This is a genomic window from Mycobacterium montefiorense (genome assembly GCF_025823255.1).
Lineage (GTDB): Bacteria > Actinomycetota > Actinomycetes > Mycobacteriales > Mycobacteriaceae > Mycobacterium > Mycobacterium montefiorense.
In genome coordinates this window covers 150,594-165,142 of record NZ_JACKVL010000015.1, presented here as the reverse complement: position 1 = coordinate 165,142, position 14,549 = coordinate 150,594, and the positions used below count along the sequence as shown (strand labels likewise).

Below are 14,549 nucleotides of genomic sequence, written 5' to 3'. Positions count from 1 at the left end.
GCACCCGGGCTCGCAGCCACCTCTCGACGGTACGACGACCGTGGGCTTCACGCCCAGCGGTTTGGCCGGTCGCCCTATGTGCGTGGGGAATCTCCAGCCGGCACGGCAGACAACAGCAGGACATCGGCGAGAGCGCGCCACGAATCGGTGATCGCGATGGCACCGGCCTCAATCAATTCTGCACGGCGGCAATCCCGTTCGTCGGATAGGACGAACATCAGGTTACCGACGGTGGCGTAGCCCGCCGCGACCGCGGAAGTCACGCCGGCCACCGAGTCTTCGATGGCCAGCCCTTGGTGCGCTGCGACGCCCAGCACCTGGCCGGCATGCAGATACACCGCGGGGTCAGGTTTGCTTGTCGGCGCCGCCAAAGAATCCTCCGCGCTGAAGGTCACAGCTTCCGGTAACAGCGAGTCGAGGCCGGTGGCAATGAAGCAGGCACGCAGACGCTTGGTTGCGCTGGAACTGACCGCCGCGAGAGCGTAATGCTCCGCGAGGTCGGCCAACGGTTCCAGCACCTGCGGATCCGGTGTCAGGGTGGCCCCCAAATGAGCGGTGACCCGTTCGCGCTCTTCGCGGACCCATTGCTCGAGTTCGTCGGCGGCCAACGCGTTGCTGCTCGCCAGGTCGCCGGCAGCGGCGACTACTGCCCCGGGACGATCCTGGGCCAGGGTCTGATCGAGCGGCAGTTCACACTGCACCGCCAGATCGAGAGCGGTGGTGCGGAAGTTCTTCCCGACAGCCCGCTTACGCAGCTCCTCAGAGCTGAGTGGCGCGCTCACGCCGAACCTGGCCAGGAAACGATTCGTCACGTCGGTCGATGCGTCGAACGCCGGCCGCTCCGATCCGAACAGGTTGTCATCGGCGTCGCAGAGCAAGGTAGTGATCGACGCCGGGTCGAATTCGCGCACAAAGCTGAAGCCGGAGTTCATCGCGCCACCAACTCCCGCTCGTCGTTGCGCATCGCGTCGCGCAGCGTGGGCACCACACCGCGATCGTCGATATCCGCGATCATGTCGCCCAGCCGCTCCGCAAAACCGGGAACCGCGCGCACCTCGGCGAACATCTCATGCCCCAACAGCGGATCGGGGTTGCTGCTTGCCATATTGGCCAACCTAACCACCGGTATCGCCTGCGAGTCTTCCAGGCGCAGCTTTCGTCCCTCGAGGTCGTGGCCGCGCATGTAGCGGGCCCAGCCGGCAACAGCCAACATCAGCAGCGTGTGCGGCCTGCGCTGCGCGATCGCCTCGTGCAGGGAGGGCAGGACAAACGACGCGATTTTGCTCGTTCCCCGCCGCGCCAGCCGCGACAATTGGTCGCTCATCCGGGGATTGCTGAGCCGATCGAGCAGGGTGCCCCGGTACCCCGGGGTGTTCATCCCGGGGATAGCGGGCAGCAGTGGCTGAATTTCGTCGCTCAGCAGCTTCTCGACGTAATCGAACAGGACGCGATCTCCCATCGCTTCGTCGGTGCGCCGGTAACCGGCCAGTGTGGCCAGACACGTCAGCGCGATATGGGTTCCGTTGAGCAGGCGGGTCTTGATCAGCTTGTGGTCGCTGACATCGGCAACGAATTCGGCACCGACCAAGTCAAGTGGCGGCCGCCCATTGCTGAAGGAATCCTCGATCACCCATTGGCGATACGGCTCGGTCACGACCGGCCATTTGTCGGCGACACCGAATGTCTGCTCGACAAACTTGCGCTCCGACTTGGAGGTCTGCGGGGTGATGCGATCGACCATGGTCGACGGGAACGCGACATGCGTGTCGATCCAGCGGGCCAGCCCGGGGTCCTTCAACGCGGCGAACGACACCAGCGCGGTTCGCGCCGGCTGGGTGTCGCCGGGAATGTTGTCGCAGCAGAGCACGGTGAACGGCGCGACACCCGCGCGGCGGCGGTAGTCGAGAGCTTCGGCCAGATATCCCCACGCGGTGGCATAGCCATCGGACGCGACGAGGTCGGCGCGCACGTCTGGGTCCTCGGCGTCGAATTCGTCGGTGACCGGATTCAGGAAGTATCCGTTGCCGGTGATCGTCAGGCTGACAATGCGGGTCTGCGGATCGGCCAGGGCGGCGCGCACCGCTGCGCCATCATTCGGCGCGTAATGCACGGAGCCGATCGAACCGACCACGCGGGCGGTTTGGCGGTCATGGCCGCGCTGTACCACGGTGTACAGCCCATCTTGTGCCGACAGCAAGTCTTTGACGTCGGGGGAGTGCAGGCTGACGCCGGTGACGCCCCAACGATCAGAAATGCCCGCGCGGGCAAGGTCGTCGAAGTAGACGGCCTGATGTGCGCGGTGGAAGTTGCCGGCGCCGATGTGTACGACACCCCGCTGTAGGGCTGACCTGTCGTAAGTGGGCACGTCAACTCGGTGCGAATGCAGTTGTAGTGTCGCGTCGCTCAGAGGAACGCCGCTTTTTGGACGCCAGGGGGGAGGAATGACATCAAACATTGTCTGTCTGTGCCCAGAGTTGGCGGCCGGCATAACGCCTTCGTGGCTCTTGTCACAAATAAATCCACCCCGACGACGATTGTCGGTGGTCAGAGCAGTTGACACCGCAGAAACGCGTAGGTTGACTCTCATGGCACCGCGGGTCAAACTGACCAACCCCGAAAAGGTGCTCTACCCTGTGACCGGCACCACGAAGGCCGACATCTTCGACTATTACCTCGATATCGCCGAGGTGATGGTCCCGCACATCGCCGGGCGTCCGGCCACCCGTAAGCGCTGGCCGAATGGCGTTGAGCAGTCTTCGTTTTTCGAAAAGCAGCTGGCGTCCTCAGCCCCCGACTGGCTGTCTCGCGCCAGCGTGACGCACCGCTCCGGAACCACCACGTACCCGATCATCGACAGCGTCGATGCACTGGCCTGGATCGCGCAGCAGGCGGCGCTGGAGGTACACGTACCGCAGTGGCGGTTCGTCGCGCAGTGGACCCGCGGCAAGGCCGAAGAACGCAAGCCCGGCCCGGCAACACGATTGGTGTTCGACCTGGACCCGGGTGAGGGCGTCACGATGGCTCGACTGGCTGAGGTGGCTCGCGCGGTGCGCGACCTGATCGCCGATATCGGGCTGACCATCTTCCCGCTCACCAGCGGCAGCAAGGGCCTGCATCTCTATGCGCCACTGGACGAGCCGGTAAGCAGCACCGGTGCCACGGTGTTGGCGAAACGTGTTGCCCAGCAACTAGAAAAAGCAATGCCCAAGTTGGTTACCGCGACAATGACCAAGAGTGTGCGCACGGGCAAGGTATTCCTGGATTGGAGCCAGAACAGCGGATCGAAGACCACGATCGCGCCCTACTCGCTGCGCGGCCGGGAACAACCCACCGTCGCGGCGCCGCGCAGCTGGGAGGAACTCGACGACCCGGCACTGGCGCAGCTGCGCTACGACGAGGTGCTGGCCCGGGTCGCCCGGGACGGCGACCTGCTGGCACCGCTGGACACCGATGCACCCGTCGCGGATCGGTTGACCAAATACCGCAGCATGCGCGACGCGGCGAAGACGCCTGAACCGGTACCCCATGCTAAACCCGCTGCAGGTCAGGGGAATACGTTCGTCATCCAGGAGCACCATGCCCGCCGGCTGCACTACGACTTCCGGCTGGAAAAAGACGGCGTGCTGGTGTCATGGGCAGTGCCGAAAAACCTGCCCGCGACGACGTCGGTGAATCACCTCGCGGTGCACACCGAAGATCATCCGCTCGAATACGGCACGTTCGAGGGCAGCATTCCCAAAGGGGAATACGGGGCCGGCAAGGTGGTCATCTGGGATTCCGGAACCTACGACGCCGAGAAATTTCGCGATGACGAGGTCATCGTGAATCTGCATGGCAGCCGAATTTCCGGTCGCTACGCGCTGATTCAAACCAACGGTGACCAATGGCTGGCCCACCGAATGAAAGACCAGAAGGTCTTCGAGTTCGACGAGATCGCTCCGATGCTTGCCACGCATGGTTCGGTGGCAAACCTAAAAGCCGGCCAGTGGGCGTTCGAGGGGAAGTGGGACGGCTACCGGCTGCTGATCGAGGCGGACCGGGGCAGCGCGCGGGTGCGGTCCAGAAGCGGCCGGGACGTCACCAAAGAGTATCCGCAATTGCGTTCGCTGGCAGAAGATCTCGCCGACCACTATGTGGTGCTCGACGGCGAGATCGTAGCGTTGGACAAATCCGGGGTGCCCAGTTTCAACGAAATGCAGAACCGCAATCGCGCCACCCGCATCGAGTTCTGGGCGTTCGACCTGGTCTGCCTGGACGGCCGCTCGCTGCTGCGGGCCAAATATGCCGATCGCCGTCGATTGCTGGAAACCCTCGGCAGCGCAAGCAGTCTCATCGTTCCCGAGTTGCTACCGGGGGACGGTGCCGACGCACTCGAGCATTCGCGTCAGCACGGCTGGGAGGGCGTGGTTGCCAAGAGGCGCGACGCCACCTATCAGCCCGGCAGGCGCTCGGCATCCTGGGTCAAAGACAAGCATTGGAACACCCAGGAAGTCGTGATCGGTGGCTGGAAAGCCGGCGAAGGCGGCCGCACCAGCGGCATCGGCTCGTTGATGGTCGGCATTCCCGGCAAGGACGGCCTGCACTTCGTCGGCAGGGTCGGCACCGGCTTCACCGAACGCGACCTGGCCAACCTGAAAAAGACGCTGGCTGGGCTGCACACCGACGAATCGCCGTTCGAGGCCAGGCTGCCGCCGCGCGACGCCAAGGGCGTCACATTCGTCAAGCCGGTTCTGGTCGGCGAGGTGCGCTACAGCGAGCGGACTCCGGATGATCGTTTGCGCCAACCGAGTTGGCGTGGGTTGCGGCCTGACAAGTCGCCAAGTGAGGTGGTGCGCGAATGAAATGGGTGACATTTCGAGGTGCTGACGGCGAACGGACCGGGGCGCTCTCTGGCGACGTGATCCACCCGATGCCACCGGGTGTGACGCTGCTCGATCTGCTCGGGCGCGGCGCCGACGGGCTGCGCGAAGCCGGCGAGCAGGCAAGCCGTTGCGAGCCGGTGCGTCTGGGCGACGTGACGCTGCTGGCGCCCATCCCGCGACCGCCGTCGATCCGGGATTCCCTGTGCTTTTTGGACCACATGCGCAATTGCCAGGCCGCCGTGGGCGCCGGGCGGATACTCAGCGATACCTGGTATCGCATCCCGGCCTTCTATTTCGCTTGTCCGGCAACCGTTCTGGGGCCTTACGACGATGCGCCGATGGCGCCTGGAAGTGCTTGGCAGGACTTCGAATTGGAGATCGCCGCTGTCATCGGGACATGCGGTAAAGACCTGACGGTTGAGCAGGCCGAACAGGCCATCATCGGCTACACGATCTTCAACGATTGGTCGGCACGAGACCTGCAGCAGCTGGAAACCCAGTTGGCGATCGGGCAGGGCAAGGGAAAGGATAGCGGAGTTACGCTCGGTCCCTACCTGGTCACACCCGATGAACTCGAGCCGTACCGCCGTGACGGCAAACTTGACCTACAGGTGAGCGCACTGGTCAACGACAAGGAGATCGGGTCGGGTTCCACCGCCCAGATGGATTGGAGCTTCGGCGAAGTCATCTCCTATATCTCGCGTGGTGTGCAGCTCGCACCCGGCGACGTCGTCGGGTCGGGCACGGTGCCTACCTGCACGCTGGTAGAGCACCTCAGCCTCGCAGGGCCGGAGTCGTTCCCCGGATGGCTGCGCGACGGCGACGTCGTCACGTTGCGGGTGCAGGGCCTGGGGGTGACCCGGCAAACCGTTCGTGCGAGCAACCCGCCGCACCGGCTGGCACCCCGGCCCAATCCGCAGGCCGCACCCGCGTCGGTCCGCGTCAACCGCGCGCCCGCACGAGTGCCTTACACCCGTGGGCTGCACGAGGTCGGCGACCGGGTCTGGGCGTGGACGCTGCCGGACGGTGGCTATGGCTGGAGTAACGCCGGACTGGTCAGTGGCGACGGCGCCTCATTGCTGGTGGACACGCTGTTCGACCTCGCGCTGACCCGCGAAATGCTCGCCGCGATGCGGCCGTTCACCGAGCGCGCGGCGATCACCGACGCGTTGATCACCCACTCGAACGGCGACCACACCCACGGCAATCAACTGCTCGACGCGTCGGTGCGCATCATCGCCGCGCAGGGCACCGCTGACGAGATCGAACACGGAATGGCGCCCGAGATGCTGGCCATGGTGCAGACCGCCAATCTCGGTCCGATCGCGACTCCCTACACGCGAGACCGGTTCGGGCACTTTGACTTCAGCGGCATCCAGGTGCGCAACGCCGACCTAACGTTCGACCGCGACCTGTCCATCGAGGTCGGCGGCCGGCGGATCGAGCTGCTGAACCTGGGTCCCGCGCACACCGCGGCGGACTCCGTGGTGCACGTACCCGATGCCGGGGTGCTGTTCGGCGGTGATCTGCTGTTCATCGGCTGCACCCCGATTGTGTGGGCAGGCCCGATCGCCAACTGGATTGCTGCCTGCGATGCGATGATCGCGCTGGATGCCCCGACGGTGGTGCCCGGGCACGGCCCGGTTACCGATCCGGACGGGATCCGCGCCGTGCGCGGCTATCTCGCGCATGTTGCCGAGCAAACCAAGGCTTGCTATGACAAGGGGCTGTCGTGGGCCGAAGCCGCGGACACCATCGATCTGGGTGAGTACGCCAACTGGCTGGACGCCGAGCGAGTGGTAGTCAACGTCTACCAGCGCTATCGCGAACTCGACCCGGACACACCGCAATTGGAGACGATGGCATTACTGGTGATGCAGGCCGAGTGGTTGGCCAAACGCGGCTGAGGATGCGCTGGCGCCCTGGGCACACTCGCGACTACAACACGGCAGTCACGAAGCCGACGTTTTTTGCTGGACCCCGCTGATCGGCCGTCTGCAGTTCCGGCAGACCTGCGCCGGTCAAGAGATCCGTGAGCTGGAACCTGAGCACGTCCCACCCGCGGCCGTGCAGGTGTGCGGCGGCATCGGTGTGTTCCCCGGGGTAGATCAACTCGGCGTAATCTAACTCGAATCCATGCCGCCCCAGGGCGTCGGTGATCTGTTGCGCCTGTTGCTGGGAGTCCTCCGGAGATCCAATGACCGATCCATGGTCGGCGGCCAGGCGGCTGCCTTTGGCGCTCAGCGCAGTAATGTTGTCCAGCAGCCGAACCTCGGCCTGCGGCGGCAGGAATCCGATGAGCACTCCCTCGGCGAGCCACGCGGTTGGCTGGGCGGCGTCAAAACCGGTGGCTTGCACTGCGGCCGGCCAATCTTCGCGAAGGTCGATGCCGACGGTGCGGTGTTCGGCGGTGGCTTTCGCGCCGATCTTGGCCAGCGTCGAGGTCTTGAACTCGATCACCTCCGGTTGGTCGATCTCGTACACCGTGGTCCCGGCCGGCCAGGCAAGCCGGTAGGCGCGGCTGTCCAGACCGGCGGCGACGATCACGACCTGTCGGATGCCCGCATCGGTGACTTGGGTGAAGTAGTCGTCGTAGAACCGGGTGCGGGCGGCGAACGTGTCGGTCATCCGCGGGATGCCCAGTGCGCTGTCATCGTCGTCGAACTCGCCGTTGGCCACGCGGTTGAACAGGTCGATACCGACGGCGCGTACCAGCGGCTCGGCAAACGGATCGCTGATCACCGGCTGCGGACGCTTGGTCGCGGCCGCGCGTGCGGCGGCGACCAGGGTGGCGGTGGCACCCACGCTGCTGGCCAAGTCCCAGGTGTCAATCTCGTTTCGTGCCATGGTTTCTCCCTTGGTATTGAGTCAAAACACGGTGTGCCTCACCGACAAATAACGACGTCGCATACGGTTTCGATATGCCTGCAGTGGAATTGGTAACTCTCGAGGACAACATCGCGTGTATCACCCTGAACCGCCCGGAGCGTCTCAACGCGATCGACGGGTCGTTGATCGACGGTGTGGACGCCGCCCTGGACGTGCTCAGCAGCGGCCAATACCGGGTCGCGATCATCACCGGCGCCGGACGCGGCTTCTGCGCCGGGGCCGATCTGAGCGGCACCGGCCAGGCCTGGACCCAGCCGGCCAGTCCGGACACCCCGTCGTTCAAAATCAACTACGACGCTCAGGTCCGGCTGGCCAACCTCTACACCCGGATCTACGAACTGGACATCCCGGTGATCGCGGCGGTCAACGGCGTCGCCGTCGGCGGTGGACTGGCGTTCACGTTGGTCGCCGACATCCGGGTGGCATCCGTCCAGGCCCGTTTCGGCTCGGTCTTCATCAAGGCCGGCTTCTCGTCGATGGACATGGGCACCAGCTACCTGTTGCCGAAAATCGTCGGTGCCGGCGCGGCTCGCGAGCTAATGCTGACCGGGCGCATCATCGACGCGGACGAGGCTTATCGCATCAAGCTGGTGCACGAGGTGGTGGTGCCGGAGGATCTGATGCCAGCCGCTTTGCGCAAAGCCCGCGAGATAGCCGAGAACAACGCTTATGGCGTGTGGCAGACCAAGATTGGCCTCAATGCGGCCTTGGACGCACCCAGTTTGCGGCATGCCATCGAGATCGAGAACCGTACTCAGATCCTCAGCGGTTTCACCAACAACCCGGTGGAGGCGGCCAAGGCTCACATGGAGAAGCGGGCCCCCAACTGGGATCCGCTGTGACGGCTAGGCCTTAGCGACCACGTTCTCGGCAAACATCTCGAGGTTGCGGATCTTGACGTCCAGCGCCTCGGTGTCGTTGCCCATGACGTAGGGAATTCGGAAACCGACGATCACGTCGGTGACGCCCTTGTCCTCGAGTCGCTTGACGCCGTCAAGGCTGAAGCCGTCGACCGAGATCACGTGAATCTGGAACGGGCCGGTCTTGCCCGCTTCCTCGCGGTACCGCTTGAGCTTGGCGATCAATCCGTCGAGTTCTTCTGGGTCGCCGCCGCCGTGCATCCAGCCGTCCAGCCGGGCCGCGCGGCGCAGTGCCGCGTCGGCGTGCCCGCCGATCAGTATCGGGATCGGCTCGGTCGGAGCCGGCGTCATCTTCGTCTTGGGGATGTCGTAGAACTCGCCGTGGAATTCGAAGTAGTCGCCGCTGGTGAGGCCCTGGATGATCTCGATGCATTCGTCCATGCGCTTGCCGCGCTTGGCGAATGGGACGCCCAGCAGCTCGTAGTCCTCCGGCCACGGGCTGGTGCCGACCCCGAAGCCCACCCGATTGTTGGTCAACGCGGCCAACGATCCGATCTGCTTGGCCACCAGCGCCGGTGGCCGGATCGGCAGCTTGAGGACGAAGAAGTTGAAGTGCAGCTTCGTCGTCACCGCGCCCAAAGCCCCTGTCAGCACGAAGGTTTCGATGAACTCCTTGCCGTCCAGGAACTCGCGATTGCCGTCCGGTGTGTACGGGTACTTGGAGTCGGATTCGAAGGGGTAGGCGATGCTATCGGCGATCGTCATCGCGTGGTACCCGGCCGCCTCGGCAGCCTGTGCCAGCGGGATGTAGTACCTGTGGTCGGTCATCGCCTCTGCATAGGTGAACCGCACGTCCATCCGCCTTCCTGTGGGGGCCGTCACACGACACTAGAACGTGTTCTAGTTTGACTTGCGGGCGGGTCCTCGCACAACTCCCGCGGCGGGGTGACGTGGCCGGTTACAGCTGGTTTTCGGGGCCGATAACGGCCCAGATTGTCTTGCCCGACGCGGTCGGGGTGCTGTCCCACGCACGAGATAGCGCATCGACGATCGCCAAACCGGACACATCGATGCCCTTATCCGGCGACGGCAGCCGCACGGCCGGCGAGGTGCTCTCGTCGGAAACCGCAATCGTCGCCGTTTCGCCGTCGGTCTCGATCCGCATCTTTGGGACGCTTCCGGTGTGTTCGAGCACGTTCTCCACGAACACATTGACGACGACGAGCGCGACCGGGATCAGCCCGGGTTGCTTCCACTCAGTTAGCCACTCGCGGACCAGCCGGCGTGATTCGCGCAGGCTGGTCAGATTCGCGGGTAGCTCGGCATCGGCGCGATGGAGGGTCTGACGAGTGAGCTTGCCGAGTGCTTTCATGGCCCCTTTTTCGGTCGAGTAGACGGGCATGAATCGCGTGACTTCGCTGCGGGTGATCGCGTCGCGGGTAGTGCGATGCGTGCTGACCAGCACAATCGGAACCTTGGTCTGAGTGCCGAGCTGCAAGTGGGCGCTGATGAAAGCCGACCATGCCGACTCGGCGGGCACCTTGAGTTCGCTGACATTGACGATGACTGCCGTCGGCTTTTGCAGGGTTGCATTGGAGATGCTCTCGCGCAGCGCCCCGGAGTTGCTGGCGTCAAGTACACCGCCGACGGTCAGAACCGCGACCGAATCGTCGGTCCGTGTCGCAACGGCCAGCGAGCCCGGCGATTCAGCTACCGCACTCACGCTAGGCACTCCTTTCCGTGTAGGACATTATCCCTGCTTACCGCGCCCGACGAGGTAGCGGTTTGTGGGCGCGTGTCCTAATTGCGGTTAGGGCACACGAATCCTAGCGCGGTCGGAAAGGAATCGAGCGTCTCGTAGTGGCATTCCACGTCCTGCTCCTCCAATTCCCACTCGGCAAGCCAAATAAGGAACCGCCCCCCCGGCGGCAGAGACTTCTCACGTTAGTTGAATGGCATCGATGCCACCAGTTCACAGAAATCAGGATTGCGTCATCGCGTAGGGCGGCGCGCCCACGCCGGCGACCGCATGCGAGCCCCACGGCGTCTGCTCGACGATGCGGGCCGAGACGCTGTGTTCGCCGACGGTCAGCGTCGCCGTTCGAATCTGCTTGATCACCCCGTCCGGCAGCGGCTGGGCTGGGGAGCTAGAAAGTGTTCCCTGCCAGTGGTAACGGCCGTCGATCGGGTCGAGGCGCCCGGCTAGTCGCACCCGCACCGGATGCGACGTGCCGGCGATGGTCAGAGTTGCCATGCCGTCGTAGATGTCATCGCCGGCGGGCGCGTTCGATGACAGGTCGAACGCCGATGTCACCCGAAATGGCTGAGCAGCTTGGAAATGGGCGCGTTCGTTAAACACCTGCTGGCTGCTCCGCAGTACCTCGATGCGGGTGCTGTCGCTGCGTGTCATCAAGCCGAGGCATTCGACGACATAGTGAATTTGGGCGTCGGCGTCCGGCCCGGTGATCAAGAAGTAGTTGGGGAACCCGTGAATCGCGACGCCCAGGAATGGCTCCGTCCCATCAACCCAGGCTTGTTTGATGGATAATCCGCCCGCGCCGATCAACTCGGGAGCCTGATCGTGGATGGCGAACCCGGTGCCATAGACGATCGCGTCGGCTCGGTGGTCGACCCCATCGCTGGTGCGGATGCCCGACGGCGTGATCGCGCTGATCGCCGATGTCACGACCGCCGGCCGAGATTGCTGGCGGCCCAGCGCCGCTCGGGCATGGCGGCCTAGCCAGCGCTTGACCCGGGTTGCCGGAAACGGCATCTCGGCGACGATGCGGCGCGGTGTGTGCGCGAACACGGTGACCGAGGCCGCAACCGAAATCAGCTGCCCGAGGTAATAACCGGCGGCGGAATCGGCGCCGATAACCGCGATGTGTTTGCCGGCCGGATCGAAATCGGCGTGCCACTGTGCCGCGTGAAACGAGGTCCCGCGAAAGTCGTTGCGCCCGGCCAGCTCCGGCGTCCAGGCGGCGAGCAATTGGTGAGCCGCGATGACCGACCGGCCTCCGAACGTCTCGCCCGTGGCGGTGCGCACTTCCCAGCTGTTGGTGTCGTCGTCGAACCGCGAGCTGAGCACGGGTGATCTATCGAGAACGACGACGTCGGTGATGCCCGCCGCCAGTAGTTCGGTTGCGGCGCTGCGGGCAGCCGCGCCGATGACGATGACCTGGGGCGGGCTCACAGAAAGTTGGTGCGCTTCCAGCCGCGACGTGCGATCGGGCCCAGCAGGCCGATCTCGGTCAAAAACGCTGCGAGCGGGGCAAAGCCGGCTGTCTGCGTATCGCGGCGGTGCGGGCTGCTGCGTGCCGTCGCCCGGGCCCGTTTCGGATCCAGCCCGGTCCGCGCGTAGGGGATCGGATTGCTGAACAGGAAACGGAAGAAGTACCCGCCGAGGCCGTTGAAGTTGGCCATGAACAATTTGTTGAGACGCGGCATTGTCTGGGCCCGCTTGCGGGCGCCGTCGCGCGCGAACTGGATATGGCGAGCCTCTTCGGTGACGTGAATCCGCATGAGTCGCTGGATGATTGGCTGCAATTCCGGGTCGTCCATCATCTGACGTTGCAGCGAATCGAAAATCTCTTCGCCGATCAGGGCGGCAATCCACAGCATCGAGCCGCGCTGGAAGATCAGCGGAAGTGCGTTGATGACGTAGCGGTGCACCCGCCGCGGCTGTATTGGCTTGGCGCCGATGCGCTCGATGGCTTTGCCGAACATCACCATGTGCCGGGTTTCGTCGCCCAGCTCGGTCAGCTTGTAATGCGTCGAGCGGCTGGTGGGGTCTTCGTGCAGGATCGTGCGCAACAACGACTGGTTGAGCATGTTCTCGAACCAGATTCCGGCGGACAACGTGTTGACCAGTTCCTGGCGGGACAGCTCGATTTGTTGTTCACGGGTCATCTCGTCCCATATCGGCGTGCCGTACAGCGACACCAGCCGGGGCGGCAGATAGAACTTGTCCGGGTCCAGCGGGGCATCCCAGTCGATGTCGACGATCGGTTCGTAGGACTTTTTGACCGAGCCCTTGAGCAACCGCTCCGAAAACTCTTCACGACTCGGCTGGGGGTGTCCCCACTGCATCGTCTCGGCGCGGGCCATCGCTGGCGTCCCTTCATTGGGTGCTTCAGACGGTACCCATGGTACTGGGTACTTGCGGTCCCGACTAGGTGTTCGAGGTTGCGATTCGGCAATCTGACGGGGAACGAACATCAGGAGGCAGCGGGTGAGTCGGCATATCCACGTGATCGGCATCGGCGCCGGGGACCCCGATTACGTGACCATTGCGGCGATCGAAGCGCTCAACGACACCCAGGTGTTCTTCGCGATGGACAAAGGCGAGGCCAAGAGCGATCTGGTGGCGCTGCGACGGGAGATCTGTGCCCGGTTCATCCGCGAGCCGGACTACCGATTCGTGCAATTGGCCGATCCGAAGCGGGCGAACCCAGGCGACCAGCAAGGCGATTACCGCGAAACGGTGTCCGACTGGCACGCGGCGCGGACCCGGATCTGGGCGCAGGCCATCGCCAGCGAACTGGCACCCGACGGTGTCGGTGCATTCCTGGCCTGGGGCGACCCGTCGCTGTACGACAGCACGCTGCGGATTCTCGACGCGGTCGCCACCGAGATCGACTTCACGTATGACGTCATTCCGGGCATCACCGCCATCCAGGCGCTGACGGCTCGGCACCGCATACCGCTCAACGACGTCGGTGAGCCCGTGCTGATCACCACCGGCCGGCAGCTGCGCACGCACGGGATGGAGGGCTCGGGCCCTTCGGTCATAGTGATGCTCGACGCCGACTGCAGTTTTGCGACCTGTTCAGCCGACACCCGGATCTGGTGGGGCGCTTACCTGGGCACCGACGACGAATTGCTGGTGGCAGGCACTGTCGGCGACGTCGGGCCGCGCATCGTGGCGCTGCGGTCGCAGGCTCGCGCCCGGCACGGCTGGATCATGGATACCTATTTATTACGGGCGCCGTGAGCCTCGATGGACACTTGACAGTCGCGATCGGCAAACTGAATATGTGCCCGAACTGCCCGAGATCGAAGCGCTGGTCGACCACTTGCGGCGCCATGCCGTGGGTTCGACCATCGGACGCGTCGATGTCGGCGCGCTGTCCGTCCTGAAAACCTTCGATCCGCCGATCAGCGCGCTGGGCGGTCTGACCGTCACCGGCGCTGCCCGCTGGGGTAAGTACCTAGGGCTGCAGGCCGGAAATCTGTTGCTGATCGCCCACCTGTCGCGCGCCGGCTGGTTGCGCTGGTCGGACAAGCTTGCCCCGGCGCCGCTGCGGCCGGGCAAGGGGCCGATCGCGCTGCGGGTGCACCTGGGTGTTCCCGGTAGTGCACCGGGCTTCGACCTCACCGAGGCCGGAACGCAGAAGCGGCTGGCGGTCTGGCTGGTCGACGATCCGGAGCAGGTGCCGAGTATCGCCGCGCTGGGCCCGGACGCCCTGGATCTGAGCGCCGACGACCTGGCCGGCCTGCTGGCCGGCAACACCGGGCGAATCAAGACCGTGATCACCGACCAGAAGGTGATTGCCGGGATCGGCAATGCCTACAGTGACGAAATCCTGCACGTCGCCAAGACCTCGCCGTTCGCGACGGCCGGGAAGCTGACGGCAGAACAGCTCGCCACCCTGCACGACGCCATGATTTCGGTGTTGACCGACGCGGTGAACCGCTCCGTCGGCCAGGGCGCCGCGATGCTCAAAGGGGAGAAGCGCTCCGGACTGCGAGTGCACGCGCGCACCGGGCTGCCCTGCCCGGTGTGCGGGGACACCGTGCGGGAAGTGTCGTTCGCGGACAAGTCTTTTCAGTACTGCCCGACGTGCCAGACCGGCGGCAAGGTGCTGGCCGATCGGCGGATGTCGCGGCTGCTCAAGTAGCCGATCGGCCGGGACTTGACACCTGTCGATATGCTGCC

The 14,549-nt window shown here is 64.7% G+C and carries 12 protein-coding genes and 1 pseudogene; 6 read left to right on the top strand and 7 right to left on the bottom strand.

Annotated features, from left to right (window positions below; translation table 11 throughout):
• Positions 1 to 74: 74 nt before the first annotated feature.
• Both H7K34_RS19765 and H7K34_RS19760 read right to left on the bottom strand, forming a co-directional pair.
• Positions 75 to 932: an HAD family hydrolase gene (locus tag H7K34_RS19765; RefSeq protein WP_264063775.1), complete on the bottom strand. Its 858-nt coding sequence runs from the start codon at positions 930 to 932 to the stop codon at positions 75 to 77.
• A complete protein-coding gene (locus H7K34_RS19760; protein ID WP_276059863.1) occupies positions 929 to 2,455 on the bottom strand; it encodes a mannitol dehydrogenase family protein in 1,527 nt (508 codons plus the stop codon). The genes H7K34_RS19765 and H7K34_RS19760 overlap by 4 nt, the downstream gene beginning before the upstream one ends.
• A 130-nt stretch (positions 2,456 to 2,585) precedes the next feature.
• Here H7K34_RS19760 and H7K34_RS19755 point away from each other — a divergent pair, with 130 nt between their 5' ends.
• Positions 2,586 to 4,841, top strand: coding sequence for an ATP-dependent DNA ligase (locus H7K34_RS19755; protein WP_264063773.1), 2,256 nt, complete (start codon positions 2,586 to 2,588; stop codon positions 4,839 to 4,841).
• A complete protein-coding gene (locus H7K34_RS19750; RefSeq protein ID WP_264063772.1) occupies positions 4,838 to 6,769 on the top strand; it encodes a fumarylacetoacetate hydrolase family protein in 1,932 nt (643 codons plus the stop codon). Before H7K34_RS19755 ends, H7K34_RS19750 begins: the two co-directional genes overlap by 4 nt.
• Before the next feature lie 31 nt (positions 6,770 to 6,800).
• On the opposite strand, the gene H7K34_RS19745 is transcribed toward H7K34_RS19750, so the two are convergent.
• A complete protein-coding gene (locus H7K34_RS19745; protein ID WP_264063771.1) occupies positions 6,801 to 7,709 on the bottom strand; it encodes a class I SAM-dependent methyltransferase in 909 nt (302 codons plus the stop codon).
• 83 nt (positions 7,710 to 7,792) lie between these two features.
• On the opposite strand from H7K34_RS19745, the gene H7K34_RS19740 reads away from it, so the two are divergent.
• A complete protein-coding gene (locus H7K34_RS19740; protein ID WP_264063809.1) occupies positions 7,793 to 8,593 on the top strand; it encodes an enoyl-CoA hydratase/isomerase family protein in 801 nt (266 codons plus the stop codon).
• A gap of 3 nt (positions 8,594 to 8,596) precedes the next feature.
• Here the strand turns inward: H7K34_RS19740 and H7K34_RS19735 are convergent, their stop codons facing one another.
• The 4 genes from H7K34_RS19735 to H7K34_RS19720 all read right to left on the bottom strand — a co-directional run bounded on the left by H7K34_RS19735 (position 8,597) and on the right by H7K34_RS19720 (position 12,718).
• Complete coding sequence (locus H7K34_RS19735) at positions 8,597 to 9,463, bottom strand: LLM class flavin-dependent oxidoreductase (protein WP_264063807.1); 867 nt, start codon at positions 9,461 to 9,463, stop codon at positions 8,597 to 8,599.
• A 106-nt stretch (positions 9,464 to 9,569) separates the two neighbouring features.
• On the bottom strand, positions 9,570 to 10,334 hold the full coding sequence (locus H7K34_RS19730) for an STAS domain-containing protein (RefSeq protein WP_372510816.1): 765 nt from the start codon (positions 10,332 to 10,334) through the stop codon (positions 9,570 to 9,572).
• A gap of 258 nt (positions 10,335 to 10,592) precedes the next feature.
• Positions 10,593 to 11,576, bottom strand: coding sequence for a DUF4873 domain-containing protein (locus tag H7K34_RS19725; RefSeq protein ID WP_264063806.1), 984 nt, complete (start codon positions 11,574 to 11,576; stop codon positions 10,593 to 10,595).
• A 224-nt stretch (positions 11,577 to 11,800) separates the two neighbouring features.
• A complete protein-coding gene (locus H7K34_RS19720) occupies positions 11,801 to 12,718 on the bottom strand; it encodes an AurF N-oxygenase family protein (protein ID WP_264063768.1) in 918 nt (305 codons plus the stop codon).
• A 124-nt stretch (positions 12,719 to 12,842) separates the two neighbouring features.
• Here H7K34_RS19720 and cobF point away from each other — a divergent pair, with 124 nt between their 5' ends.
• The 3 genes and pseudogenes from cobF to H7K34_RS19705 all read left to right on the top strand — a co-directional run bounded on the left by cobF (position 12,843) and on the right by H7K34_RS19705 (position 14,511).
• Positions 12,843 to 13,604 (top strand): precorrin-6A synthase (deacetylating), encoded by a 762-nt coding sequence (gene cobF, locus H7K34_RS19715; protein WP_264063766.1) that lies wholly within the window; start codon positions 12,843 to 12,845, stop codon positions 13,602 to 13,604.
• A 43-nt stretch (positions 13,605 to 13,647) separates the two neighbouring features.
• Positions 13,648 to 13,893: pseudogene (locus tag H7K34_RS26810) on the top strand (DNA-formamidopyrimidine glycosylase family protein); the annotation flags it as partial.
• A 150-nt stretch (positions 13,894 to 14,043) separates the two neighbouring features.
• On the top strand, positions 14,044 to 14,511 hold the full coding sequence (locus H7K34_RS19705) for a zinc finger domain-containing protein (RefSeq protein ID WP_264063805.1): 468 nt from the start codon (positions 14,044 to 14,046) through the stop codon (positions 14,509 to 14,511).
• Positions 14,512 to 14,549: the final 38 nt, after the last annotated feature.

Coding starts and splice junctions, on each gene's coding strand:
- H7K34_RS19765 (WP_264063775.1), bottom strand. CDS start 932: ATGAACTCCGGCTTCAGCTTTGTGCGCGAATTCGACCCGGCGTCGATC.
- H7K34_RS19745 (WP_264063771.1), bottom strand. CDS start 7,709: ATGGCACGAAACGAGATTGACACCTGGGACTTGGCCAGCAGCGTGGGT.
- H7K34_RS19720 (WP_264063768.1), bottom strand. CDS start 12,718: ATGGCCCGCGCCGAGACGATGCAGTGGGGACACCCCCAGCCGAGTCGT.
- H7K34_RS19760 (WP_276059863.1), bottom strand. CDS start 2,455: ATGTTTGATGTCATTCCTCCCCCCTGGCGTCCAAAAAGCGGCGTTCCT.
- H7K34_RS19750 (WP_264063772.1), top strand. CDS start 4,838: ATGAAATGGGTGACATTTCGAGGTGCTGACGGCGAACGGACCGGGGCG.
- H7K34_RS19755 (WP_264063773.1), top strand. CDS start 2,586: ATGGCACCGCGGGTCAAACTGACCAACCCCGAAAAGGTGCTCTACCCT.